The 22,127-nt window shown below is 72.2% G+C and carries 19 protein-coding genes; 11 read left to right on the top strand and 8 right to left on the bottom strand.

The window, feature by feature from the left end; genetic code table 11:
• Positions 1-34: 34 nt before the first annotated feature.
• The 3 genes from OG439_RS48980 to OG439_RS48970 are packed head-to-tail and all read left to right on the top strand — an operon-like array spanning position 35 to position 3,106.
• Positions 35-1,378 (top strand): PucR family transcriptional regulator, encoded by a 1,344-nt coding sequence (locus tag OG439_RS48980; RefSeq protein WP_326947136.1) that lies wholly within the window; start codon positions 35-37, stop codon positions 1,376-1,378.
• Between the two features lie 8 nt (positions 1,379-1,386).
• A complete protein-coding gene (locus OG439_RS48975) occupies positions 1,387-1,875 on the top strand; it encodes a MarR family winged helix-turn-helix transcriptional regulator (protein ID WP_326947135.1) in 489 nt (162 codons plus the stop codon).
• A 28-nt stretch (positions 1,876-1,903) separates the two neighbouring features.
• Complete coding sequence (locus tag OG439_RS48970) at positions 1,904-3,106, top strand: DUF2786 domain-containing protein (protein WP_326947134.1); 1,203 nt, start codon at positions 1,904-1,906, stop codon at positions 3,104-3,106.
• Positions 3,107-3,147: 41 nt separating this feature from the next.
• Here OG439_RS48970 and OG439_RS48965 read toward each other — a convergent pair whose 3' ends face one another.
• Together OG439_RS48965 and aceB are read right to left on the bottom strand one after the other, a co-directional pair.
• A complete protein-coding gene (locus tag OG439_RS48965) occupies positions 3,148-4,335 on the bottom strand; it encodes a DUF6986 family protein (RefSeq protein WP_326947133.1) in 1,188 nt (395 codons plus the stop codon).
• Positions 4,335-5,915, bottom strand: a complete 1,581-nt coding sequence (gene aceB / locus OG439_RS48960; RefSeq protein WP_326947132.1) for a malate synthase A — start codon at positions 5,913-5,915, stop codon at positions 4,335-4,337. Before aceB ends, OG439_RS48965 begins: the two co-directional genes overlap by 1 nt.
• 112 nt (positions 5,916-6,027) lie before the next feature.
• On the opposite strand from aceB, the gene OG439_RS48955 reads away from it, so the two are divergent.
• Entirely contained in the window at positions 6,028-6,804 is a 777-nt protein-coding gene (locus OG439_RS48955; protein ID WP_326947131.1) for an IclR family transcriptional regulator, read from the top strand.
• Here the strand turns inward: OG439_RS48955 and OG439_RS48950 are convergent.
• Positions 6,801-7,301, bottom strand: a complete 501-nt coding sequence (locus tag OG439_RS48950; protein WP_326947130.1) for a GNAT family N-acetyltransferase — start codon at positions 7,299-7,301, stop codon at positions 6,801-6,803. The genes OG439_RS48955 and OG439_RS48950 overlap by 4 nt on opposite strands.
• An 82-nt stretch (positions 7,302-7,383) precedes the next feature.
• On the opposite strand from OG439_RS48950, the gene OG439_RS48945 reads away from it, so the two are divergent.
• A complete protein-coding gene (locus tag OG439_RS48945) occupies positions 7,384-7,950 on the top strand; it encodes a hypothetical protein (protein WP_326947129.1) in 567 nt (188 codons plus the stop codon).
• Between the two features lie 54 nt (positions 7,951-8,004).
• The gene (locus tag OG439_RS48940; RefSeq protein WP_326947128.1) at positions 8,005-8,775 is read left to right on the top strand and encodes a hypothetical protein; all 771 of its coding nucleotides are present in this window, start codon (positions 8,005-8,007) and stop codon (positions 8,773-8,775) included.
• Here OG439_RS48940 and ftsY read toward each other — a convergent pair.
• Positions 8,772-10,082 carry a signal recognition particle-docking protein FtsY gene (gene ftsY, locus OG439_RS48935; RefSeq protein WP_326947127.1) on the bottom strand — a complete coding sequence of 437 codons (1,311 nt, stop codon included), beginning with the start codon at positions 10,080-10,082 and terminating at the stop codon, positions 8,772-8,774. The two genes, OG439_RS48940 and ftsY, sit on opposite strands and share 4 nt — an antisense overlap.
• A 139-nt stretch (positions 10,083-10,221) precedes the next feature.
• Between ftsY and OG439_RS48930 the strand changes: the two genes are divergently transcribed.
• The 4 genes from OG439_RS48930 (at position 10,222) to OG439_RS48915 (ending at position 13,880) form a co-directional block, all read left to right on the top strand.
• Positions 10,222-11,430 (top strand): anhydro-N-acetylmuramic acid kinase, encoded by a 1,209-nt coding sequence (locus tag OG439_RS48930; protein WP_326947126.1) that lies wholly within the window; start codon positions 10,222-10,224, stop codon positions 11,428-11,430.
• Positions 11,431-11,446: 16 nt separating this feature from the next.
• On the top strand, positions 11,447-13,006 hold the full coding sequence (locus OG439_RS48925) for a sodium:solute symporter (protein WP_247062308.1): 1,560 nt from the start codon (positions 11,447-11,449) through the stop codon (positions 13,004-13,006).
• An 84-nt stretch (positions 13,007-13,090) separates the two neighbouring features.
• Positions 13,091-13,591 carry a DUF3455 domain-containing protein gene (locus OG439_RS48920; protein WP_326947125.1) on the top strand — a complete coding sequence of 167 codons (501 nt, stop codon included), beginning with the start codon at positions 13,091-13,093 and terminating at the stop codon, positions 13,589-13,591.
• A gap of 61 nt (positions 13,592-13,652) precedes the next feature.
• Positions 13,653-13,880, top strand: coding sequence for a hypothetical protein (locus OG439_RS48915; RefSeq protein WP_326947124.1), 228 nt, complete (start codon positions 13,653-13,655; stop codon positions 13,878-13,880).
• 3 nt (positions 13,881-13,883) lie between these two features.
• Here the strand turns inward: OG439_RS48915 and smc are convergent, their stop codons facing one another.
• Positions 13,884-17,486 carry a chromosome segregation protein SMC gene (smc, locus tag OG439_RS48910; protein WP_326947123.1) on the bottom strand — a complete coding sequence of 1,201 codons (3,603 nt, stop codon included), beginning with the start codon at positions 17,484-17,486 and terminating at the stop codon, positions 13,884-13,886.
• Between the two features lie 169 nt (positions 17,487-17,655).
• Positions 17,656-17,916: an acylphosphatase gene (locus OG439_RS48905; protein ID WP_328646612.1), complete on the bottom strand. Its 261-nt coding sequence runs from the start codon at positions 17,914-17,916 to the stop codon at positions 17,656-17,658.
• Positions 17,917-18,137: 221 nt separating this feature from the next.
• Here OG439_RS48905 and OG439_RS48900 point away from each other — a divergent pair, with 221 nt between their 5' ends.
• Positions 18,138-18,755 carry a hypothetical protein gene (locus tag OG439_RS48900; RefSeq protein WP_326947121.1) on the top strand — a complete coding sequence of 206 codons (618 nt, stop codon included), beginning with the start codon at positions 18,138-18,140 and terminating at the stop codon, positions 18,753-18,755.
• 144 nt (positions 18,756-18,899) lie between these two features.
• Here the strand turns inward: OG439_RS48900 and OG439_RS48895 are convergent, their stop codons facing one another.
• Both OG439_RS48895 and OG439_RS48890 read right to left on the bottom strand, forming a co-directional pair.
• Positions 18,900-19,595: a response regulator gene (locus tag OG439_RS48895; protein WP_247062303.1), complete on the bottom strand. Its 696-nt coding sequence runs from the start codon at positions 19,593-19,595 to the stop codon at positions 18,900-18,902.
• Positions 19,592-22,123, bottom strand: a complete 2,532-nt coding sequence (locus OG439_RS48890; RefSeq protein WP_326947120.1) for a sensor histidine kinase — start codon at positions 22,121-22,123, stop codon at positions 19,592-19,594. Before OG439_RS48890 ends, OG439_RS48895 begins: the two co-directional genes overlap by 4 nt.
• Between the last annotated feature and the right edge of the window lie 4 nt (positions 22,124-22,127).

Genomic DNA, 22,127 nt, shown 5'->3' with positions numbered 1-22,127 from the left:
GAACCCCGCGCGTTTGTGCTTTCCTACAAGCCTGATGACGACCGTGAAAACTCTGCTGGACCTGCCGGGGCTGCGGCTGCGCCCGCGGGCCGGGGCCGACCTGCTCGACCGGCCGGTGACGCGCATCTACGTCACCGAACTGCCCGACCCCGGACGGTACCTGTCGGCCGGTGAGCTGGTGCTTTCCGGCTTGCTCTGGTGGCGCGGGCCGGGGGACGCCGAGCCGTTCGTGGCCGCGCTGGCCCGCTCCGGCGCGGCGGCGCTGGCCGCGTCCGGCGCCGACTCCGACGGCATCCCGGACGACGTCGTCGACGCCTGCGAGCGGCACCGGATCCCGCTGCTCGAAGTGCCGATCGACCTGTCGTTCTCGGTGGTCACCGAGCAGGTGGTGCTGGCGCTCGCGGCCGCGTCCGACAGCTCCCGCAAACGTTTGCTGGCCGCCGCGGACGCCCCGGTCGGGACGCTGCTGGAGAGCGCGTCGGCCGAGCTGGGCCTGCCCTGCTGGGTGCTGTCGACGCTGGGCCGGGTGGTCGCCGGGACGGCGCCGCTGCCGATGCCGGTCGAGGACGTCGTCCAGCGGTACGCCGCGAAACAGGACACGGCGGGGCCGTTGACGCTGACGCCGGTGGAGGGTCGGCACGCCGTGCCGTGGCTGATCGCCGTCGGCGGGCCGCTGAGCACCGCGCAGACCGAGCTCACCGAGGAGCTGGCGGGGCTCGTCGGCGTCACCCGGGCGCGCGCGAAGCCGTCCGAAGCCGACCTGACCGGCGACGTGCGCGTGGTCGCGTTGCGGACCGAAGGCAGCGACGAGAGCCGGGACGTCCTGCGGGAGCTGCTGCCGGACGCGACGCTGGTCGAACCCGGCGGCGAGACGACGTACGCCGTGACCGCGCGGTGGCCGTCGGACGCTTTCACGGCTCTGTCCACAGTGGAGCCACTGCTCGCGGCCCGCCGGATCGTCTGCGGGGTCGGTGATGCCGCGCCTCGCGATGAGGCACGCGAGGTCGCGGCCTACGCGCTGGCGGTGGCGTCGCGGCGCCCCGGGCGGGTCGTCGTGGTGCCGGGTGAGGAGATCGGCGTGCACCAGCTGCTGCTCGCCGGGGCGCCGGACGGGCTGCGGGCCGCGCTGCGCCGGCGTGTCCTCGGGCCGCTGCTGGACTACGACGCCGAGCAGCACACGGACCTGGTGCACACGGTGCGGGTGTTCCTGGAGTGCTCGGGCTCGCCGACCCGCGCGGCGAAGGCGCTGCACGTCCACGTCAACACCCTGCGCTACCGCATCGGCCGGGCCGGCGAGCTGCTCGGCGCGGACCTGACGGAGTTCACCGACCAGCTCGACGTCTACCTGGCGCTGCGCGCCGGGGACCAAGCAGGATGATGGGGAGCGTGGAACCCGAAATCACGTCGGCGCGGCAGGCGGGGCACGACCCCCGCGTGCTGGCCTTCGGGCGGCTCCAGGGCGCGGCGAACCGGCTCGAATACCTGCTCGGGCGCGCGCTGGAGAAGGAGTGCGGGATCACCCACCTGATGTACGAGGTGCTGCTGATCGTCGGGCGCGCGGGCGACGACGGGCTGACGATGCGCTCGATCGCCCAGGAGCAGGTGCTGACGACCGGCGGCGCGACCCGGCTGGTCGACCGGATGGAGGCCCTCGGCCTGGTGACCCGCACGGCCCACCCGCGCGACCGGCGCGTCCAGCTGGTGCGCCTGACCGAGCTCGGCGAGCGGACGACGGTGCGCGCGAGCCGGCTGCACGTGGCGAACATCGAGCAGTACTTCTTCTCGCCGTTGCCGGAGGAGCACCGGGAGCGGTTCGCCGACGACCTGCGGCGGCTGAGCCACGCGGCCCGCGACGCCCTCCCGCGGCTGCGCTGAGCGGGCTTTCCGATCGAGGGGTTGAGAAGTGGGTAAGCAGAAACGCCGGGCGGCCGTCGAGGACGTCCCGGCGCCCCGGACGGCCGGGGAGTTCGGCGACGCCCTGCTCGCCGCGGCCTACGACGTCGCGCGCGGCGTTCCCGGCGCGGCCAAGGCGTCCGCGAAGAGGCTCGCGAAGGGCTTCGAGCCGGCACCGGAACTCGCGGAAGGCGCGGACCTGGCCGCCCGGCGGGCGATCACCCGGCCCTGCCGCAACGGCTGGCTGCCCGAGGACGTCGACCAGGCGGCCCGGCGGCGGGTCGACGAGTTCGCCGTCTCGTACGTGCTCGACACGCTCGCCGGCTACGCCGGGCAGTTCGCGACCCTGCACCCGGGCTGGCGGGAGCAGCTGGACGACGTCGGCGCCGTCGCCTGGTGGTCGACGTCCGAGCCGCACTTCACGCAGTGGGCGGCGAAGCACATCCTGACCCCCGCCGAAGCGGTGACGACCGTCGTCGAAGCCCTCGGGCTCCTGGTGTCGATGCCGGCGCTGAATCCGGTCCTTCCGGTGCCGGGGACGCCTTACCGGCCACCGGTCCCCCACGCCGTGGACGAGAAGAAGCTGGGCCGGGTCCGCGCGCTGCTGGCCAAGGCCGAGTCGAGCTCGTTCCCGGAGGAGGCCGAGGCGCTGTCCGCGAAGGCGCAGGAGCTGATGACCCGGTACGCGCTCGACCGCGTGCTGGTGGAGACGTCGGTCCCGGACGTGCCGGCGTCGCGGCGGCTCTGGCTCGACACGCCGTACCTCGACGCCAAGTCGCTCCTGGTCCACGTGGTCGCGACGGCGAACCGCTGCCAGGCCGTCTTCGACCCGCGCTGGGGGTTCGTCACCGTAGTCGGCGACGAGAACGACCTGGACGCCATCGCGCTGCTGACGACGTCACTGCTGGTCCAGGCGACGCGCGCGATGATCGCCGACCCGGCCGGCCGTTCACGCGCGTTCCGGCAGTCGTTCCTCGTCTCGTACGCGACGCGGATCGGCGAGCGGCTGGAGAAGGCTGCGAAGGCGACCCTGTCGTCCTCGCCCGACTCGGACCGGCTGCTGCCGGTGCTGGCGTCCCACGAGCTGAAGGTGAAGGCGGCGTTCACGGAGCTCTTCCCGGAGGTGGTGGGCAAGTCGGTGACGGTCCGCGACCTCGACGGCTGGGACGCCGGACGGTCGGCCGCCGACCGTGCCCGGCTTCAGGGCTCGTGAGTGGTAATGCGGGTTAGAACCCTCATTACCACTCACGACCCTCACACTTCGCGACGCGCGTACTTCTCCAGCACCGGCCGTCCGAACGGCAGCTCACCTTCGTCGAGCGCCCCGCAGTCCAGGCCGCGCAACAGGTACACCGCCAAGGCCTGCGCCGTCGCGGGTTCGTCCAGCACTCCCCCGGACGTCTTGTCCGCGTACGCGCGCAACCGGTCCACCGCCGACGGGAAGTTCTCGCGGTAGAACGTGTACGTCGCGGCGAAGCGGGTCGGCAGCTGGTGGGCGTGCAGGTCCCAGCCCTGGTAGAAGCCGCGTTCCAGGGACCGGCGGACCAGGCGCAGGTGCTCGGCCCACGCCGACGGGAGAGCGTCGCCGAGGGGGAGGCGGTTGGTCGAGCCGTCCGAGAGGCGGACGCCCGTGCCCGCCGCCGAGACCTGCATCAGCTGCTTGGCCAGGTCGGCCGCCGGGTGCTCCATGCTCTGGTACGCCGCCGCGATGCCGAGGCCGGCGCTGTAGTCGTACGTGCCGTAGTGCAGGCCCGAACAGCGGCCGTCCGCGGCGTGCACGATGCGGGCCACCGCCAGCGTGCCGTCGGCGTCCACAATGGACTGCGTCGTCTCGATCTGGACCTCGAAGCGCAACGTCCGCTCGGGCAGGTCGTACGCGGATTCCAGGCGGGCCAGCACTTCCGCGGCCACCGAGACCTGGTCGACCGCCGTCACCTTCGGCAGCGTGACGACGAACCCGGACGGCAGCGGCCCGTGCTCCAGCAGGCTGCCCAGGAACAGGTCCAGGGTGCGGATCCCACGGTGGCGCGTCAAAGCTTCGAAGCTTTTGAAGCGGATGCCGACGAACGGCGTGCCGCCCGTGGTCGCGAGGGTCTGCCCGGCCGCGCGCGCCGCCGCGTCCTCGACGTCGTCCGGGACGCGGCCGAAGCCGTCCTCGAAGTCGATCCGCAGGTCCTCGATCGGCTCGGTGAGCAGCTTGGCGCGGACGCGCTCGTAGACGTCGGCGTCCAGGCCCAGCAGGTCCTCGTGCTCGACGAAGACCCGCATGGCCTGTTTGCCCCAGTCCGCGACCAGCCGCGTCCGGTACTGCGACGCCGGGACGTACACCGTGTGCACCGGCTGCCGCCCCGGCCGCTCCCCCGGGTACAACGCCGCGACGCGCGCGTCGGCCTCGGCCAGGCGCGCGTCGGCGGCGTGGTAGACGTCCTGGGACAGCCGCACTACTTGATCCGCTCGTACGCGGGCAGCGTCAGGAAGTCCGGGAAGCCGTCGGCCAGCGCGACCTGCTCGAACAGCTCGACGGCCGGCTCCAGCTGCTCCGGCTTGATCTCCGCGGCCAGCTCGCCGCGGACCTCGGCCAGCACGCCGCGCACCAGCTCGGACGTCACGACGTCGCCGGTGTCCAAAGTGGTCCCGTTCTTGACCCACTGCCAGACCTGCGAACGCGAGATCTCCGCCGTCGCCGCGTCTTCCATCAGGTTGTGGATCGCCGCCGCGCCGTTGCCGGACAGCCAGGACGCGATGTAGCGGATGCCGACGTCCACCGCCGCGCGCAGGCCGGCCGCCGTCGCGCCACCCGGTGTCGAGGCGACGTCGAGCAGCTGGTCGGCGGTGACGCTCACCTCGTCGCGGGTGCGGTCGAGCTGGTTCGGCTGGTCGCCGAGGACCTTGTCGAACTCCTCGCGGCAGATGTCGACCATGCCCGGGTGCGCGACCCAGGAGCCGTCGAAGCCGTCGCCGGCCTCGCGGCTCTTGTCGGCGCGGACCTTGTCGAGCGCGGCCTTGGTGACGTCGGGATCGTTGCGGTTCGGGATGAACGCGGCCATGCCGCCGATCGCGAACGCGCCGCGCTTGTGGCAGGTGCGCACGAGCAGCTCGGTGTAGGCACGCATGAACGGCGCGGTCATGGTGACGGAGTTGCGGTCCGGCAGCACGAACTTCTCGCCGGCGTCGCGGAAGTACTTGATCATGCTGAACAGGTAGTCCCAGCGGCCCGCGTTGAGGCCCGAGGCGTGCTCGCGCAGCTCGTAGAGGATCTCCTCCATCTCGAACGCGGCCGGGATGGTCTCGATCAGCACGGTCGCGCGGACGGTGCCGTGCTCGATGCCGAGCGTCTTCTCGGCGTGGGTGAAGACGTCGTTCCAGAGCCGCGCTTCGAGGTGGCTCTCCATCTTCGGGAGGTAGTAGTACGGGCCCTTGCCGCGGCTGAGCGACTCCTTCGCGTTGTGGAAGAAGTGCAGGCCGAAGTCGATCAGCGCGCCGACGGCCTGGCGCCCGCCGAAGGACAGGCCGCGCTCGTCGAGGTGCCAGCCGCGCGGGCGGACCACGATGGTGGCGTGCTCGACGTCGTCCTTCAGCGCGTAGCTCTTGCCGCCGCTCTCCAGCGTGATGTCCTCGCGGACGGCGTCGTACAGGTTGACCTGCCCGGACACCACGTTGGCCCAGTGCGGGGTGTTGGCGTCTTCGAGGTCGGCGAGCCAGACCTTCGCGCCGGAGTTGAGCGCGTTGATGGTCATCTTGCGGTCGGTCGGCCCGGTGATCTCGACGCGGCGGTCGCGCAGCGCGGCCGGCGCCTCGGCGACCTGCCAGTCGCCCTCGCGGATCTCCTTCGTCTCCAGCAGGAAATCCAGCTTGCCGGTGGTGCGGGCCTCCTCGCGGCGCTTGCCGCGCGCCTGCAGCAGCTCGTCGCGGCGGCCGGCGAAGGCGTCGTGCAGGCCGGCGAGGAAGGCGAGCGCCTCCGGCGTCAGGATCTCGTCGCCGCGCTCGACCGGGTCGCCCAGCACCTGGACTTCAGAAGACATGTGGAACACCTCGAGGGTTCGGATCTTTGGATAACGGCCCTACGGTTTTCTACCAGCCGGACTATAGTTTCTGCATAGCGGAAGCTCAACGCAGACGTAAGGAGGACCACCGGTGGCAGCGGAGAAGAACGGGCGCGATGGCGGCGTCCAGTCCCTGCAGCGTGCCTTCGAGCTGCTGGAACACCTCGCGGACACCGGCGGTGAAGCCAGCTTGTCCGAGCTCGCGACGCTGTCCGGGCTGCCGATGCCGACGATCCACCGGCTCATCCGCACCCTGGTCGACCTGGGGTACGTCCGGCAGAACACCAACCGCCGGTACGCGCTGGGCGCGCGGCTGATCCGGCTCGGCGAGAACGCGAGCATGCAGTTCGGCGCCTGGGCGCGGCCGCTGCTGGCGGAGCTGGTCGAGGAGGTCGGCGAGACGGCGAACCTGGCGGTCCTGGAGCGCGACGAGGTCGTCTACGTGGCCCAGGTGCCCTCGAAGCACTCGATGCGCATGTTCACCGAGGTCGGCCGGCGGCTGCTGCCGCACGGCACCGGCGTCGGCAAGGCGATGCTGGCGCACCTGCCCGCGGACGACGTGCGGTCGCTGCTCTCGCGGACCGGCATGCCGGCGTACACCGAGCACACGTTCACCGACGCGGACGCGCTGGCCGTGGAGCTGGCCCGGATCGCCTCGCAGGGGTACGCGCTGGACGAGGCGGAGCAGGAGCTGGGCGTCCGGTGTGTCGCGGTGGCCGTGCCGGGCGCGCCGGTGCCGGCCGCGGTGTCGGTGTCCGGGCCGTCGGGCCGGCTGACCGCCGAGGCGGTGGCGCACATCGCCCCGGCGGTGCAGCGGGTGGCGGACGCTCTGGGCGCGAGCCTCTCCCAGGCCACGGTCACGGTCTAGGTCAGCTCACCGGCCAGCATGTCCATGAGCAGGCCGTCGCGCCAGGTGCCGTCCGGGGCGCGCTCGTAGCGGCGCAGTACGCCGACCGGGCGGAAGCCCAGCTTCGCGTAGACCCGGATCGCCGTCTCGTTGGACGCCGCCGGGTCGATCGTCAGGCGGTGGTGGCCGTTGTCCAGCAGGTGGCGGGCCAGCGTGCGGAGGGCGTCCGTGCCGAGGCCGCGGCCGTGGAAGTCCGGATGCAGCGAGATGTCGATGCCCGCGTGGTGGTACTGCGGCTCCAGCTCCTCGCAGCTCTGGATGATCCCGACGACCAGGCCGTCGAGTTCGATCACGTAGCTGGTGTAGCCGGCCTCGACCTCGTACAGGCCGTCGACCTCGTGGGCCGCGTCGCCCCACCAGCGGGCGACCTCCGGGGTGGCGAGGATTTCGCGGACGCGGGCGCGATCTTTTGCCGAAATGGTACGCAAAAGTACCCGCGCACCGTGGATGATGGGCATGATTGGTCCTCTCTCGCGGCGAATGACGGCTTTGGGACGTCTGGGGCGAGGAGGGGCACGAGCGGACCTGCGTCAACCGGGCATGCCCGGATTCTCCTTCGACGCGCACCCGCCCGTCATCCGAATTTCGCGGAAGGACGGCATGGACTCCCATACCGGCGGCGCGCTCGCCTGGCTCGCTCAGGGCGCCGCCTCGAACCTGCTCGACCGGCTCGTCGACCGCGCGCTCGACGGGCCGCCGCTACCGCCCTCCTGGCCGCCGCGCCCGGGTGGGTCGGTGCCGGGGACGGTCGAGATCTCCGTGCGGCACCAGCTGACGATCCGGACCCGGACGCCGGTGATCCTCACGCTGCAGGAAGACGGCAGCCGCACGGGCACGGTCTTCTCGATCGTCCTCGGCCACACGACCCGCGTGAACCTGCCGGGCGGCGACTACTTCGGCGCCGCGATGATCGTCGACCCGTTGGCGCGCAAGCGCTCCGGCCAGACGCTGCAGGGCATCGGCTGGTCCCGGCTGACGGTCACCGCCCGCCGGACGTCACCGCTGATCATCCCGGCCCACCACCCGTCGGCGCCGGTGCTGCTGCAGCTGGGGTTGCGGAAGGCGGACGGCACGCCGTTGTTCCGTTTACCGCCTTCCCGGCTCTAGCCGGTATCCGGCCGCCGTCTCGCGACTCTGAAGGAGAGCGAGAGGGGGCTCGACTTGGAACCGTTCACCGGATCACTCGTCTGGCTGGGTCAGGCCGCGGCTGCGGCGGTCGTCGGCAGGCTCGCCGAACGGGCCGTGGACCGGGCCTTCGACGGTTCACGGCGGGCTGTCACGCTGCCGGATCCCCGGCGCCACCGGATCGGCGACGTGACCAGCGACGTCGACATCGTCGTGCGGCACGTGCCCGCCGGACGGCGTCCCGTGCTGCTGGCCTTCCAGACGGCCCCGGCCGGGACCGCCGGGGAACCGCACGGGGTGACGGTGCCGATGCTGCTCGGCGAGACCGCGCACCTGACCCTGGCACGCGACGACTACCTGATCAGCGCGCTGGTCCTCGACGCGCCCGCGCAGCTCGGCGGCAACCCGGTGCTGCACGGCGTCGGCTGGGTCCGCCACTGGGTGGCCAGCAACCGGACCGATCAGCTCAGCATCACCACCGAGGCGCCGACCAAGGAGCTGCTCGAACAGCTCGGCCTGCGCAAGCCGGACGGGACAAGCCCGTTCGAGCTGCCGCCGCGCCCCGACCGGCCGCAGCTGCCGGCCTCAGGGGTTCGCGCGCGCCAAGCCGCGCTGCTCGCGCAGCAGCCGGCTGCCTTCACCGCCACGGCGAACGCGCGATGCCGCGCGAGCGTGGTGCACCGCGGCTCGCGCTGCACCATGGCGGTTTCCACCTTCAGCGCGAACGGACTGTGCATGCACCACGACAGCCACGTCAAGGCGGGTGGCACCGTCCACGACTGGGCCACCCGGAAACGGATCCGCTAGCCCAGCAACGCGTCCACGAACGCACCCGGCTCGAACGGCGCCAGGTCGTCCGGCCCCTCGCCGAGGCCGACGAGCTTCACCGGCACGCCCAGCTCGCGCTGGACCTGGAACACGATGCCGCCCTTGGCGGTGCCGTCCAGCTTGGTCAGCACGATGCCCGTGACGTCGATGACCTCGGCGAACACCCGGGCCTGCATCAGGCCGTTCTGGCCCGTGGTCGCGTCCAGGACCAGCAGGACCTCGTCGACCTTCGCCTGCTTCTCGACGACTCGCTTGACCTTGCCCAGCTCGTCCATCAGGCCCGTCTTCGTGTGGAGGCGGCCCGCCGTGTCGATCAGGACCGCGTCGACGCCCGTGTCCACGCCGCGCTTGACCGCGTCGAACGCGACCGCCGCCGGGTCCGCGCCTTCCTTGCCGCGCACGACCTCCGCGCCGACGCGCTCGGCCCACGTCTGCAGCTGGTCGGCCGCCGCCGCGCGGAACGTGTCCGCCGCGCCCAGGACCACCGTGGCGCCCTGGGCGACCAGCACCCGCGCCAGCTTGCCCGTGGTCGTCGTCTTGCCCGTGCCGTTGACGCCCGCGACCAGCACCACCGCGGGCTGCTTCTGCCCGTCGACGGTGTGCGGCAGCGCGCGTACCGCGCGGTGGCCGTCGGTGGACAGCTCGGCCGTCAGCACCTCGTGCAGCACCTCCCGGGCCTCGGCCGAGTTCCGCACCGCGCGGCGGGACAGCTCGTCGCGCAGCCGCTCGACGATGTGGTTCGTGGTCGCCGCGCCGAGGTCGGCCATCAGCAGCGTGTCTTCGACGTCCTGCCAGGAGTCCTCGTCGAGGTCGCCGGCGCCGAGCAGGCCCAGCAGGCTCTGGCCGAACATCGAGCGGGACTTCGTCAGCCGCCCGCGCAGCCGCTCCAGCCGGCCGGCCGCGGGGTCGATCTCCTCGGCGACGGGCGCCGGCTCGACGACCTCGGTGTCCGGCGATGTGGCGTCGGGCAGCTTGACGTCCCGGACCGTGCGCTGGGCCGAGTCGCGCGGGACCGCGGCGTCGTCGCCGACGGCGGGCTGGCCGTCGGTCTCCGGGCGGTCGTCGACCGGGTGCTCGGCCGGCTCTTCGACCTCGGGCGCCGCGCCGCCGGGCGCGAGCGCGATGCCCCCGCTGGCCGCGTAGCTGCCGCCCTTCGGTTTCGCTTCGACCTCGCGCTGGGCGTCCAGGCTGATGCGGCGCTTGCGCGCGATCAGCAGGCCGGTCACCAGTAGGGCGACCAGCACGACGACCGCGATGACTACGAAGATGAACCAGGAGCTCGACACCGCACCATCCTTTCATTGGCCCGCCGCCACCGCGGACCCGCCGTCCACGCAGGCAATTCATAACGACGTACATCCCGATTGGGCCAAGACTTCACGGCGTGGGTTGCGTCACAGGCAACGCTGCACTAAACCCCTCCGGATGGGGAAACGCGCCAGCCACGGCTTCCGGGTGATCGGGTTGATTTCGGGCACGTCGGTCGACGGCATCGACGTCGCCGCGGCCGACCTGCTCGCCGAAGACGGCACCGTGGTGCTGACGCCGCTCGGCGAGCTCGACGTCCCCTACCCCGAACCGCTGCGCGAAGGCCTGCTCGCCGCGCTGCCGCCGAACCCGTGCACCGCCGGGGAGCTGACGCGGCTCGACACCGGCGTCGGCCAGGCGTTCGCCGACGCCGCCCTGCGCGGGGCCGTCGAACTGGCGGGCGGCACCGCGGACCTCGTCGCCTCGCTGGGCCAGACGGTGTTCCACTGGGTCGAGGACGGCAGCGTCCGCGGCACCCTGCAGCTCGGCCAGCCCGCGTGGATCGCCGAACGCACCGGGCTGCCGGTGCTCGCCGACCTGCGCGCCCGAGACGTCGCCGCGGGCGGCCACGGCGCGCCGCTGGCCAGCACCTTCGACCAGCTCTGGCTGCGCGGCCTGGCCGAGGACAGCGGCCGTCCGGTCGCCGCGCTCAACCTCGGCGGGATCGCGAACATCACCGTCGTCGCCGCGGACGCGCCCGCGATCGCCTACGACACCGGGCCCGCCAACGCGCTGCTCGACCTCGCCGCCCACCGCGTCACCGGGCACCGCAGCGACCTCGACGGGCGGCTCGCGCTGAGCGGTTCGGTGCGCGCCGACCTGCTGGTGGCGCTGCTCGCCGACCCGTACTTCGCCGCCCCGGCGCCGAAGTCCACCGGCAAGGAGTACTTCAACGCGGCCTACCTCGACGCCGCCCTGGCCGGCCTGCCGCCGGTCACCGCGGCCGATCTGCTCGCGACGCTGACCGAGCTCACCGCCGTCACGGTCGCCGAGCAGTGCCACCACCACGGCGTGACGACGGTGATCGCGTCCGGCGGTGGCGTCGCCAACCCGGCGCTGATGACGGCGCTCGCGCGGAACCTGCCCTCGGCGGTGCTCAAGACCAGCGACGACCTCGGCCTGCCCGGCGCCGGCAAAGAGGCGTACCTGACGGCGCTGCTGGGCTGGCTCACCTGGTGCGGCGTGCCCGGTACGGTGCCGTCGGCGACCGGTGCGCGGGGACCGCGCCTGCTCGGCGCCCTCGTCCCGGGTGCCGGGCCCTTGACCCTTCCTGCCCCGCTGGGGGGCGCCGTGACGCGGTTGCGCGTCGCGGAGAAGGCCGGATGAGGAGTAGGAGAAGTCCATGCGGGGTGTTGATCTGGCCATCATCGTGGTCTATCTGGCGGCGATGCCGCTGATAGGCGTGCTGGTCGGGCGGAAACAACGGTCGGCCGCCGACTACTTCGTCGGGGAGCGCAGCCTGCCGTGGGGTGCGGTGATGCTGTCCGTGGTGGCCACCGAGACGTCGACGCTGACCGTGATCAGCACGCCGGGCCTGGTGTTCGGCAACGCGTTCCTGTTCCTGCAGCTGGCCTTCGGCTACATCATCGGCCGGGTCATCGCCGCGTTCGTGCTGCTGCCGCGGTACTTCCGCGGCAACCTCGTGAGCGCGTACGCCTTCCTGGGCAAGCGGTTCGGCTCGGGGCTGCAGGGCACCGCGTCGGTGACGTTCGTGGTGACGCGGCTGCTCGCCGAGGGCGTCCGGCTGTTCGCCGGCGCGATCCCGATCAAGGTGATCCTGGGGCACTACAACATCCACCTCGACTACTGGGTGATCGTGGTGATCCTGACCGCGCTCACGCTGATCTACGCCTACATCGGCGGGATCAAGGCGGTCGTCTGGGTCGACGTCATCCAGCTGACGCTGTACCTCGGCGGCGCCGCGGTGGCGGCGATCGTGCTGCTGAACAAGCTGCCGGGCGACTGGGTGAGCCAAGCGTCCGCGGACGGGAAGTTCGCGCTCGTCGACTTCACGAAGAACCTGCTGACCAGCCCGTACGCCTTCGTGACGGCGGTGCTCGGCGGCGCGGCGCTGTCGATGGCCTCGCACGGCGCCGACCAGCTGATCGCGCAGCGGCTGATGGCCACGCGCAGCCTGCGCGACGGCCAGAAGGCGCTCATCGGCAGCGGGCTCATCGTCACCGTGCAGTTCGCGCTGTTCCTGCTGGTCGGGGCGATGCTGTGGGTGTTCAACGGCCGGAAGTCCGTGGCGGAGCTCGGCCTGCAGAGCCCGGACGACGTGTTCTCGAAGTTCATCATCGACGACCTGCCGGTCGGGGTGTCGGGCCTGCTCATCGCCGGTGTGCTCGCCTCGACCATGGGCGCGCTCGCGTCGGCGCTCAACGCGCTCTCGACGTCGACGGTGGCCGACCTCTACCAGCGCTTCACCAAGAAGGCGCCCGAGGACTCGAAGCTGCTCAAGCACGGTCGCATGTGGACGCTGATCTGGGCCGTGGTGTTCGCGGTGTTCGCGTCGCTGTTCTCCACCACGAAGAACTCGGTGATCGAGCTCGGCCTGGCGATCACCGGCTACACCTACGGCGCGCTGCTCGGGGCGTTCCTGCTCGGCCTGCTGATCAAGAAGGCGCGGCAGGTGGACGCGATCGTCGCGTTCGTCGCGACGGTCGTGGTGATGGCGTTCGTGATCCTCGGCCTGAAGTTCAGCGCGAAGAGCGGTTCGCTGATCGGCGTCGACTTCAGCAAGGCGGCCGGCGACCGCGTCGCGCTCGCCTACCCCTGGTACACGCTGCTGGGCGTGGTGATCACGCTGGTCGTCGGCGGGTTGCTCTCGCTGCGTCACCGCACGCCCGACCCGAAGGCGGCCGAAGCGAACGCCGTGGGCGAAGAAGTCACTTCCGCCTGATTCTTCTGAACCGGTTCCGGCGGGCGCCCGTGTTGGTCAACGGGAGCCCGCCGGGAAGCGGCGGGAGGATACGAAGGTGGGAACATGAAACGGATTTTGGTTGCGCTCGCGGTCGGCTCGCTGGCCCTCGGCGGCGCGGCGACGGCTTCGGCCGCCACGGCGACCCCGAAGGTCCCGGTGGCGATCCAGGTCCCGGACGGCAACCGGCCCCTCGCCACGTACTCCGGTGACGGCGTCCAGATCTACGGCTGCACGAACGGCGCCTGGGCGCTGATCCAGCCCGCGGCCGTGCTGTCGAAACACGGTCAGCCGGTGGCGATCCACAGCAAGGGTCCAGTGTGGACGTCCACTGTGGACGGAAGCACGGTCGGCGCGGCCGCGGCGGCGACCTCGCCGCGTGACGGCGCGATCCCGGAACTGCTCCTCAAGGCGAACCTCAACAGCGGCACCGGGGTGTTCGGCAAGGTCACCTACGTCCAGCGCCTGAACACCCGCGGCGGCGTCGCACCGGCCGGGGCGTGCGCGGAAGGCGCGCAGACCGCGGTCCACTACACGGCCGACTACGCCTTCTGGGTGGCCCAGTAAGACAACGCGGCCCCCTGTTCCCGCTCCACCGTAAACTCGGTGCGGGGACAGGGGGTTTCGCATGGGCATTTTCATCGGCCTCGGCGTGGTCATCGCGGTGCTGCTCGTCATCGGCCTGGTCGTGGACCGGCTCGACCGCAAGCGCGGAGTCAAACACGGCATGCTCCGGCCCAGCGGCCGCCGGCCGCAGCTGGGCGACGGCAGCTACGTCGGCAACGACCTGAGCACCTACGAGCCGCGCATCAGCGGCGAAGACCGACGCGCGCCGCGCGAAGACGACACGCGCTGAGCGCTAGCCGACCGCGACCGGTTCGTCGTCGGCGGTGCGCAGGCGCTGCGAGATCACCTTCGTGATGCCGTCGCCCTGCATGCTCACGCCGTAGAGCGCGTCGGCGATCTCCATCGTCGGCTTCTGGTGGGTGATGATGATCAGCTGGGACGAGTCGCGCAGCTGCTCCAGCAGGCCGATCAGCCGGCGCATGTTGGTGTCGTCCAGCGCCGCCTCGACCTCGTCCATCACGTAGAAGGGTGAGGGGCGGGCGCGGAAGATCGCGACCAGCATGCCCACCGCGACCAGCGACTTCTCGCCACCCGACAGCAGCGACAGCCGCTTGACCTTCTTGCCCGGCGGGCGCGCCTCGACGTCGACGCCGGTGGCGAGCAGGTCGTCCGGCTGGGTGAGGACCATCCGGCCCTCGCCGCCGGGGAAGAGCACGCTGAACACCGTCTCGAACTCGCGCGCCACGTCCGCGTAGGCGCCGGCGAAGACCTCGAGGATCTTCTCGTCGACCTGCTTGATCACGGCCTCGAGGTCCTTGCGGGTGTCCCGGAGGTCCTCGAGCTGCGTGGAGAGGAACTTGTACCGCTCCTCCAGCGCCGCGAACTCCTCCAGTGCGAGCGGGTTCACCTTGCCCAGCAGGGAAAGGTCCTTCTCGGCGCGCTTGGCGCGGCGGGTCTGGGTGTCGCGGTCGAAGGGCATCGGCGGCGGCGGGGTGACGTCTTCGCCGCGCTCCTTGGCCGCCTCGTACTCGGCCATCTCTCCCGCGCTCGGCGGCACCGGGACGTCCGGGCCGTACTCCTGGACCAGGTCGGCGAGGCCGATGCCGAAGTCCTCGGCGATCTTGGCTTCCAGGGTCTCCAGCCGCAGCCGCTGCTCGGCGCGCTGGACCTCGTCGCGGTGGACGGCGTCGGTCAGCTTCTCCAGCTCGCCGGTCAGCTCGCGGACCTTGGCGCGGACGCCGGTCAGCGCGGACTCACGGCTCTGACGGCGGGACTGGACCTGGTCACGTTCGGTGGCCGCGCGCTGGACCGAACGCTCGATGCGCTCGAGCGCGATCTCACCGCCGTCGACGACGGCGTCGGCGATCCGCGCGCCGTGCTTGCGGGCCGCGGCGGCACGCTCGGCGCGTTCACGGGCCTGCTGCTCGGCGTGGGCGGCGCGGCGGAGGCCTTCGGCCCGGCCCGCGATGCTGCGCGCCCGCTCCTCGGCGGTGCGCTGCGCGAGCCGCGCCTCCATCTCCTCCTGCCGGACGACGGCCAGCTCTTCGACGGCCTGGTCGCGCTCGGCGGTGTCCGGGTCGTCCTCGACGGGCTGCTCGGCGACGGCGGCGAGGCGTTCCTCCAGCTCGGCGAGCTGGGCCAGCGCCTGGATGCGGCTGTGCTCGACCTTCGCGCGCTGCCCGGTGAGGCGTTCGACCTCGGCCTGCGCGGAGCGGGCGGCCTGCTGCAGCCGGTTGAGCCGCTCCGACGAGCGGGCCTTGCGCACCTTGGCGTCGCCGAGGGCGTCCTTGGCCTGGGAGACCTCTTCGCGGCGGGCCTGCTGCTCGGCGCGGGCGCCTTCCAGCTCGGCCGTGTACTGCTCCACCTGGCGTTCGGCCGTGCGCAGCCGCACGCCGGCCTCGTCGACGGCGGCCTGGACCTCGATCACGCTCTCGCGGGCGCCGGAGCCGCCGATCGCCCAGCGGGCGCCGAAGACGTCACCCTCGGCGGTGACCGCGCGGACGTCCGGGTGCGCGGCGACCAGGTGCCGGGCCGACTCGAGGTCGCGGACCAGGGCGAGCTTGTCGAGCGCCTGCTCGACGGCGGGCCGCAGCTGGGCCGGCGCGGAGACGACCTCGCGGGCCCAGCGCGCGCCTTCCGGCAGCGCGGGCCAGGAGTAGGTGTCCACAGTGGACTCGGACGCGCCGAGCACGATGCCCGCGCGGCCGGAGTCCGTTTCCTTCAAGTACTTCAGGGCGCGCAGGGCGTCTTCGCCGCCGCTGACGGCGACCGCGTCGGCCACCGGGCCGAGCGCCGCGGCCAGTGCGACCTCGTGGCCGGGCTCGACGGTCAGCAGCGCGGCGACCGAGCCGAGCAGGCCCGGCAGCTCGTGGGACGCGCCGAGCAGCGCGCCCGCGCCGTCCTTGCGCTTGAGCCCCATGGACAGCGCCTCGACGCGGGCCTTCTCCGACGCGATCTCGCGCTCGGCGGTGCGTTCGGCCTTGACCAGCTCTTCGACGCGCGCCTTGGCCGCGTTGTTGGCCTCGACCGCGCGGTCGTGGCGGGCCATCAGGCCGGAGTCGTCGGACTCCTCGACGCCGCCCTCGGCCTTGGCCTCTTCGAGCTCTTCGTTGGCGAGTTCGGCGCGCTCGGCGGACTCCTCGATGGAGACGCTGAGCCGGTCGATCTCGTCGGTCGTGGCGCCGTTCTTGCTGCGCAGGGCCTCGACCTGACCGGTCAGCTTGGCCATGCCCTCGCGGCGGTCGGCGATGGCGCGGACGGCGGCCCAGTGCGCGCGCTCGGCGGCCTGGACGCGCTGTTCGAGGTCTTCGCGCCGCAGCACGGTCTGGGCCAGCAGCTCCCGGGCCTCCATGACGGCCTCGTTGAGCTCTTCCTCCTGCTCGGCGACGCGCTCGGCTTCTTCGAGCAGCTCTTCGGGGTCACGCCCGCCGGTGTGCGCGGCGACGTCGGCCGAGAGGTGCCGCTGCCGCTCGATGGCGAGGCGGACGGTGCCGCGCAGGCGCTCGGCCAGCGCGGACAGCTTGTACCAGGTCTCCTGGGCGCTCTGCAGCAGCGGCGCGTCCTCGGCCAGCGACGACTCCAGCTCGGTCTCCTCGGCGGAGACGATCTCGAGGGTCTGCTCGACCTCGGCGCGGCGCTGGCGGGCGACCTTCTCGTCGGCCTCTTCCCGCGCGATCGAGCCGCGCTGGCTGACCAGGTCGTCGGCGAACAGGCGCAGCCGGGAGTCGCGCAGCTCGGACTGGACGTACTGGGCCTTGCGGGCGATCTCGGCCTGCTTGCCCAGCGGCTTGAGCTGGCGGCGCAGCTCGGTGGTGAGGTCGCCGAGGCGGTCGAGGTTGCCCTGCATGTTGGCCAGCTTGCGCAGGGTCTGTTCCTTGCGCTTGCGGTGCTTGAGGACGCCGGCGGCCTCTTCGATGAAGGCGCGGCGCTCCTCGGGCTTGGACTCGAGGATCGCCGAGAGCTGGCCCTGCCCGACGATCACGTGCATCTCGCGGCCGATACCGGAGTCCGAGAGCAGCTCCTGGACGTCCATCAGGCGGCAGCGGTCGCCGTTGATCTCGTACTCGCTGGCGCCGTCGCGGAACATCCGGCGGGTGATCGACACCTCGCCGTACTCGATCGGCAGCGCGCCGTCGGCGTTGTCGATGGTGAGGGTGACCTCGGCGCGGCCGAGCGGGGCGCGGCCCGCGGTGCCGGCGAAGATGACGTCCTCCATCTTGCCGCCGCGCAGGTCCTTGGCGCCCTGGGTGCCCATGACCCAGCGCAGGGCGTCCAGCACGTTCGACTTGCCGGAGCCGTTCGGGCCGACCACGCAGGTGATGCCCGGTTCGAAGCGCAGCGTGGTGGCCGAGGCGAAGGACTTGAAGCCCTTGAGCGTCAGGCTTTTCAGGTGCACTGGGTGCTGACCCCTCTGGCTGCCGGTTCGGGCGTTTCAATCGTCCCAGGCTACCTGGGGGTGTCCCGGGACCGCGGGACGCGCCCCCTCTGCGGCGCGCCTTAGCACAGCGTGATCGGCGTCGGCAACCTCCTGCGCCACACCCGCCCCGGAAGTACCAAGGCCCGGGCTACCGCTCGGCGAAGCCGCTGAGCCCCCCTTTCGGGTCGGACCAGCGCTCGACGACCGTCTCCACACTTCCGGGTGATTCTCCGGAACGGAGAGCGGCCAACAGCCGCTCACAGTGGTCGCGATCACCCTCCGCTATGACCTCGACACGACCGTCGGGCATGTTGCGGGCACTGCCGACGAGCCCGAGCTCGAGCGCCCGGCTGCGCGTCCACCAGCGGAAACCGACGCCCTGCACCCGCCCGCGGACCCACGCCGTCATCCTGGTGTTCGTTTGTCCCTCACTCACACGTTCATCCTTTCCGGACAGTTTGACTGCGCTCAGTGATCACGCAGGCTCCCTACCTGGGCGAATGCGGCACTGACGGTGATAATCTCCCCGCCGAGGTCGCCCTCCCGGGTTCCCCCGCTCGGGCAAGCAGTGATCGTTCGACGACCTCGAGCCGCAGGTTTTGGAGTCACCCCGATCTTCTAGGAGCCTCTATGCCCCGCCCCGACGGGTCGGATTCGAGCTCACGCATCACCAGGATCGACACCACGGCACCGCCGAAGAGCAGCAAACCGAACCGCGCCGGGTACGTCGTGCTCGGGGTGGCCGGGCTGGTCGTCGCGACGGCGTTCGCGGCCGTCGCCGAGCTCGCCGGACCGGCCCCCGCGACCACCGCGGGCGGCACCGGCGCCCCGGGCGGCCAGGGCACCTCGCCCGCCGGCGTCCAGACGGTGTCGGGCACCCCGACCCCGGGCGGCCCGTCCACCCTCGGCGGCCCGCCGCCGCCGACGGAGACGCAGTCGTCGAGCGCGCCGACCACGGTGGTCTCGGTCAGCCCGGACGGCAAGACGACCACCACGGTCGTCACCCAGGCCCCGCCGCCCCCGTACACACCCCCGCCGGGCGGCCCGGGCAGCACACCGCCACCGGTGACCAAGACGACGACGAAGACCCCGCCGCCGGTGACGACCACTCCGACGACGCCGCCGCCGACCACGACGTCGCCGCGGACGGACCCGCCGACCGACACGACCACGCCGGCCGGCGGTGGCGGCAGCTCGTCGGGCGCCCCGTCGGTGAGCACGACCGGCACGTCACCGACGACCAAGTAAGCGCGAAGTCCCCGAAGGCCACCGCCACGGCGGTGGCCTTCGGCGTTTCCGGCCTCCGCACGCACAGCTCACCTAGCTGCACCGGCCGGGGGTCGTGAGCGGCAATGAGGGTTAGAACCCTCATTGCCACTCACGACCTGCGCGTCAGGCCTCGAAGCGGTAGCCCATGCCCGGCTCCGTCAGCAGGTGGCGGGGCCGCGACGGTTCCGGCTCCAGCTTGCGCCGCAGTTGGGCCAGGTAGACCCGCAGGTAGTGGGACTCCGTCTCGTACGACGGGCCCCACACCTCGTGCAGCAGCTGCTTCTGCGCGACCAGCCGGCCGCGGTTGCGGACCAGCAGCTCCAGCACGCCCCACTCCGTCTTGGTCAGGTGGACTTCGTGGCCGTCGCGGCGGACCTTCTTGGCCGCCAAGTCGATGCTGAACGACGCCGTGTCCACCACCGCGTCCACGTCGTCGGCGCCCGCCACCGCCGAGCGGCGGACCGCCGCGCGCAACCGCGCCAGCAGCTCGTCCATGCCGAACGGCTTGGTGACGTAGTCGTCGGCGCCCGCGTCGAGCGCCTGGACCTTGTCGGCCGAGTCGCCGCGGGCGGACAGGACGATGATCGGGACCGTCGTCCAGCCGCGCAGGCCGGCGATCACCTCGGTGCCGTCGAGGTCGGGCAGGCCCAGGTCGAGCACGACGACGTCCGGCTTCGTCTCGGCGACGGCCTTGAGCGCGGCCGTGCCGTCGTGGGCGGTGATCACCTTGTAGCCGCGCGCGGTGAGGTTGATCCGCAGTGCCCGCACGATCTGCGGCTCGTCGTCCACCACCAGCACGGTGGCCCCGATGTCGGTCATCGCACCCCCTCTTCGACTTTGTACGTGACGCTCTCGGCGGGCAGCGAGACGACGACCGTGAGCCCGCCGCCCGGGGTGTCCTCGGCGCGGATCGTGCCGCCCATCGCCTCGGTGAACCCCTTCGCCACCGACAGCCCGAGCCCGACCCCCGGCGTCGCGTCCCGGTCGCCGCCGAGCCGCTGGAACGGCGCGAACGCCGAGTCCGCCGTCCCCTTCCGCAGGCCCTTGCCGTGGTCGACGATCCGCAGCTCGACGTGGCCGGAGTGGGCGCTGGCCCGGGCCGACACCCGGCCCCCGCCGTGCCGCAACGCGTTGTCCAGCACGTTCGCCACCACCCGTTCCAGCAGGCCCGGGTCGGCGAGCACCGACGGCAGCTGGTCGTCGACCGCGACGACCACCGCGTCCGAGGCGTCCACATTGGACAACGCGTGCGCGACGACCTCGTCGTAGCCGACCGGACGCAGGAGCGGCACCACCGCGCCGGTGGCCAGCCGCGACGAATCCAGCAGGTTGTCGATCAGCCCGGCCAGCCGGTCGGCGGACAGTTCGATGGCCTCCATCAGCTCCGCCGTGTCCTCTTCGGACAGTTGCAGGTCGGGTGCGCGCAGGCTGCCGATGGACGCCTTGATCGACGTCAACGGCGTCCGCAGATCGTGCCCGACGGCCGACAGCAACGTCGTGCGCAGCTCGGTGGCCTCGGCCTTGCGCTCGGCCTTCGCCGCGGCGTCGGCACTGCGCTGCTGCCGCAGCGAAAGCAGCGCTTGCCCGGCCACGGCTTCCAGCACTCGCCGGTCGGCCGCGGGCAGCGCGCGCCCGCGCAACGTGAGGTGGACGTCGGCGGTGACGGCGATGTCGACGTCGGCCTCGTCCGGGTCGGCGCACGGGTGCTCCCCCGCTGTCGCCACGCCCCGCCACTCGCCTTCGCGCTTTTCCAGCAGTGTCACCGAAGTCAGGGCGAAGTTCTCGCGGACCTTCTCCAGCAGCCGCTCGATGGGGTTCGCGTGGGTCAGCACGGTCCGGGCGTAGGAGGCGAGCAGCGCCGCCTCGGTCCGGGCCCGCGCCGCCTGCGTCGCCCGGCGCGCGGCCGCGTCGACGACCAGTGCGACGAGCACCGCGACCACGACCATCGCGATCAGCGTCACGAGATTCTGCGGGGTGTGCACGGTGAGCGTGTACAGCGGTGGCGTGAAGAAGAAGTTGAGCAGCCCGGCGCCGAGCACGGCCGCGACCAGCGCCGGGCCGAGGCCGCCGACCAGCGCGACGACGACCGTGGCCAGCACGTAGGAGATGACGTCGGTGGCGAAGTCGAACCCGGTGCGCACGAACAGGCCGATGACCGTCACCAGCACCGGCAGCACGACGCTCAGCACCCAGCCCGCGACCAGCCGCGAGAACCCCAGCGGGCTCGCGCCGAGCCGGGCGCGCAGCCGGCCGCCGGCTTCGGCGTGGGTGACCATGTGGACGTCGATCGGACCGGACTGGCGGACCACCGTCGCGCCGATGCCCTCGTCGAACAGCCGCGCCACCCGCGAACGGCGTGACGTGCCGATCACCAGCTGCGTCGCGTTGACGCCGCGGGCGAAGTCCAGCAGCGCGGTCGGGACGTCGTCGCCGACGACGGTGTGGAACGTCGCGCCGACCTCCTCGGCCAGGGTGCGGCAGCGGGCGATCGCGGTGGGGCCGAGCCCGGACAGGCCGTCGCCGCGCAGGATGTGGAGGACCTGCAGCTCGGCGCCGGCGCGGGTGGCGATCCGGCTGGCGCGGCGCATCAGCGTCTCGCTCTCCGGCCCGCCGGTGATGGAGACGACGACGCGTTCGCGTGTCTCCCAGGTGTCGGTGATCTGCTGCTCGGCGCGGTAGCGCTGCAATGCGACGTCGACCTGGTCGGCCACCCACAGCAGGGCCAGCTCGCGCAACGCTGTGAGATTGCCGGGGCGGAAGTAGTTGCCGAGCGCGGCGTCGATCCGCTCGGCCGGGTAGACGTTGCCGTGCGCGAGCCGCCGCCGCAGCGCCTCGGGCGTGATGTCGACCAGCTCGAGCTGCTCGGCGCGGCGGACGACCTCGTCGGGCACGGTCTCCTGCTGCGTGACGCCGGTGATGCGCTCGACGACGTCGTTGAGGCTCTGCAGGTGCTGCACGTTGACCGTGGACAGCACGTCGATGCCGGCCTCCAGCAGTTCCTCGACGTCCTGCCAGCGCTTGGCGTTGCGCGAGCCCGGCACGTTGGTGTGCGCCAGCTCGTCGACGACGGCGACCTCGGGCGCGCGGGCGAGGATGGCGTCGACGTCCATCTCCTCGAAGGCGCGGCCGCGGTGCTCGGCGTGCCGGCGCGGCACGATCTCGAGGTCTTCGAGCAGCACCGCGGTCTTCTCGCGGCCGTGCGTCTCCACCAGCCCGGCGACGACGTCGGTGCCGCGGTCGAGCCGGCGCCGCGCTTCGCCGAGCATGGCGAAGGTCTTGCCGACGCCCGGAGCCGCGCCGAGGTAGATCCTCAGCTCCCCCCGGCGCGGCTTCTTCGTACTGGTCACGCTG

This window comes from Amycolatopsis sp. NBC_01307 (genome assembly GCF_035975215.1).
Classification (GTDB): Bacteria; Actinomycetota; Actinomycetes; order Mycobacteriales; family Pseudonocardiaceae; genus Amycolatopsis.
Note: the sequence above shows the minus strand (reverse complement) of the source record. Positions and strands in the feature narration are given on the sequence as shown.

Coding starts and splice junctions, on each gene's coding strand:
- OG439_RS48980 (WP_326947136.1), top strand. CDS start 35: ATGACGACCGTGAAAACTCTGCTGGACCTGCCGGGGCTGCGGCTGCGC.
- aceB (WP_326947132.1), bottom strand. CDS start 5,915: ATGTCTTCTGAAGTCCAGGTGCTGGGCGACCCGGTCGAGCGCGGCGAC.
- OG439_RS48950 (WP_326947130.1), bottom strand. CDS start 7,301: ATGCCCATCATCCACGGTGCGCGGGTACTTTTGCGTACCATTTCGGCA.
- OG439_RS48945 (WP_326947129.1), top strand. CDS start 7,384: ATGCCCGGATTCTCCTTCGACGCGCACCCGCCCGTCATCCGAATTTCG.
- OG439_RS48930 (WP_326947126.1), top strand. CDS start 10,222: ATGGGGAAACGCGCCAGCCACGGCTTCCGGGTGATCGGGTTGATTTCG.
- OG439_RS48925 (WP_247062308.1), top strand. CDS start 11,447: ATGCGGGGTGTTGATCTGGCCATCATCGTGGTCTATCTGGCGGCGATG.
- OG439_RS48920 (WP_326947125.1), top strand. CDS start 13,091: ATGAAACGGATTTTGGTTGCGCTCGCGGTCGGCTCGCTGGCCCTCGGC.
- OG439_RS48915 (WP_326947124.1), top strand. CDS start 13,653: ATGGGCATTTTCATCGGCCTCGGCGTGGTCATCGCGGTGCTGCTCGTC.
- OG439_RS48905 (WP_328646612.1), bottom strand. CDS start 17,916: ATGACGGCGTGGGTCCGCGGGCGGGTGCAGGGCGTCGGTTTCCGCTGG.
- OG439_RS48900 (WP_326947121.1), top strand. CDS start 18,138: ATGCCCCGCCCCGACGGGTCGGATTCGAGCTCACGCATCACCAGGATC.
- OG439_RS48895 (WP_247062303.1), bottom strand. CDS start 19,595: ATGACCGACATCGGGGCCACCGTGCTGGTGGTGGACGACGAGCCGCAG.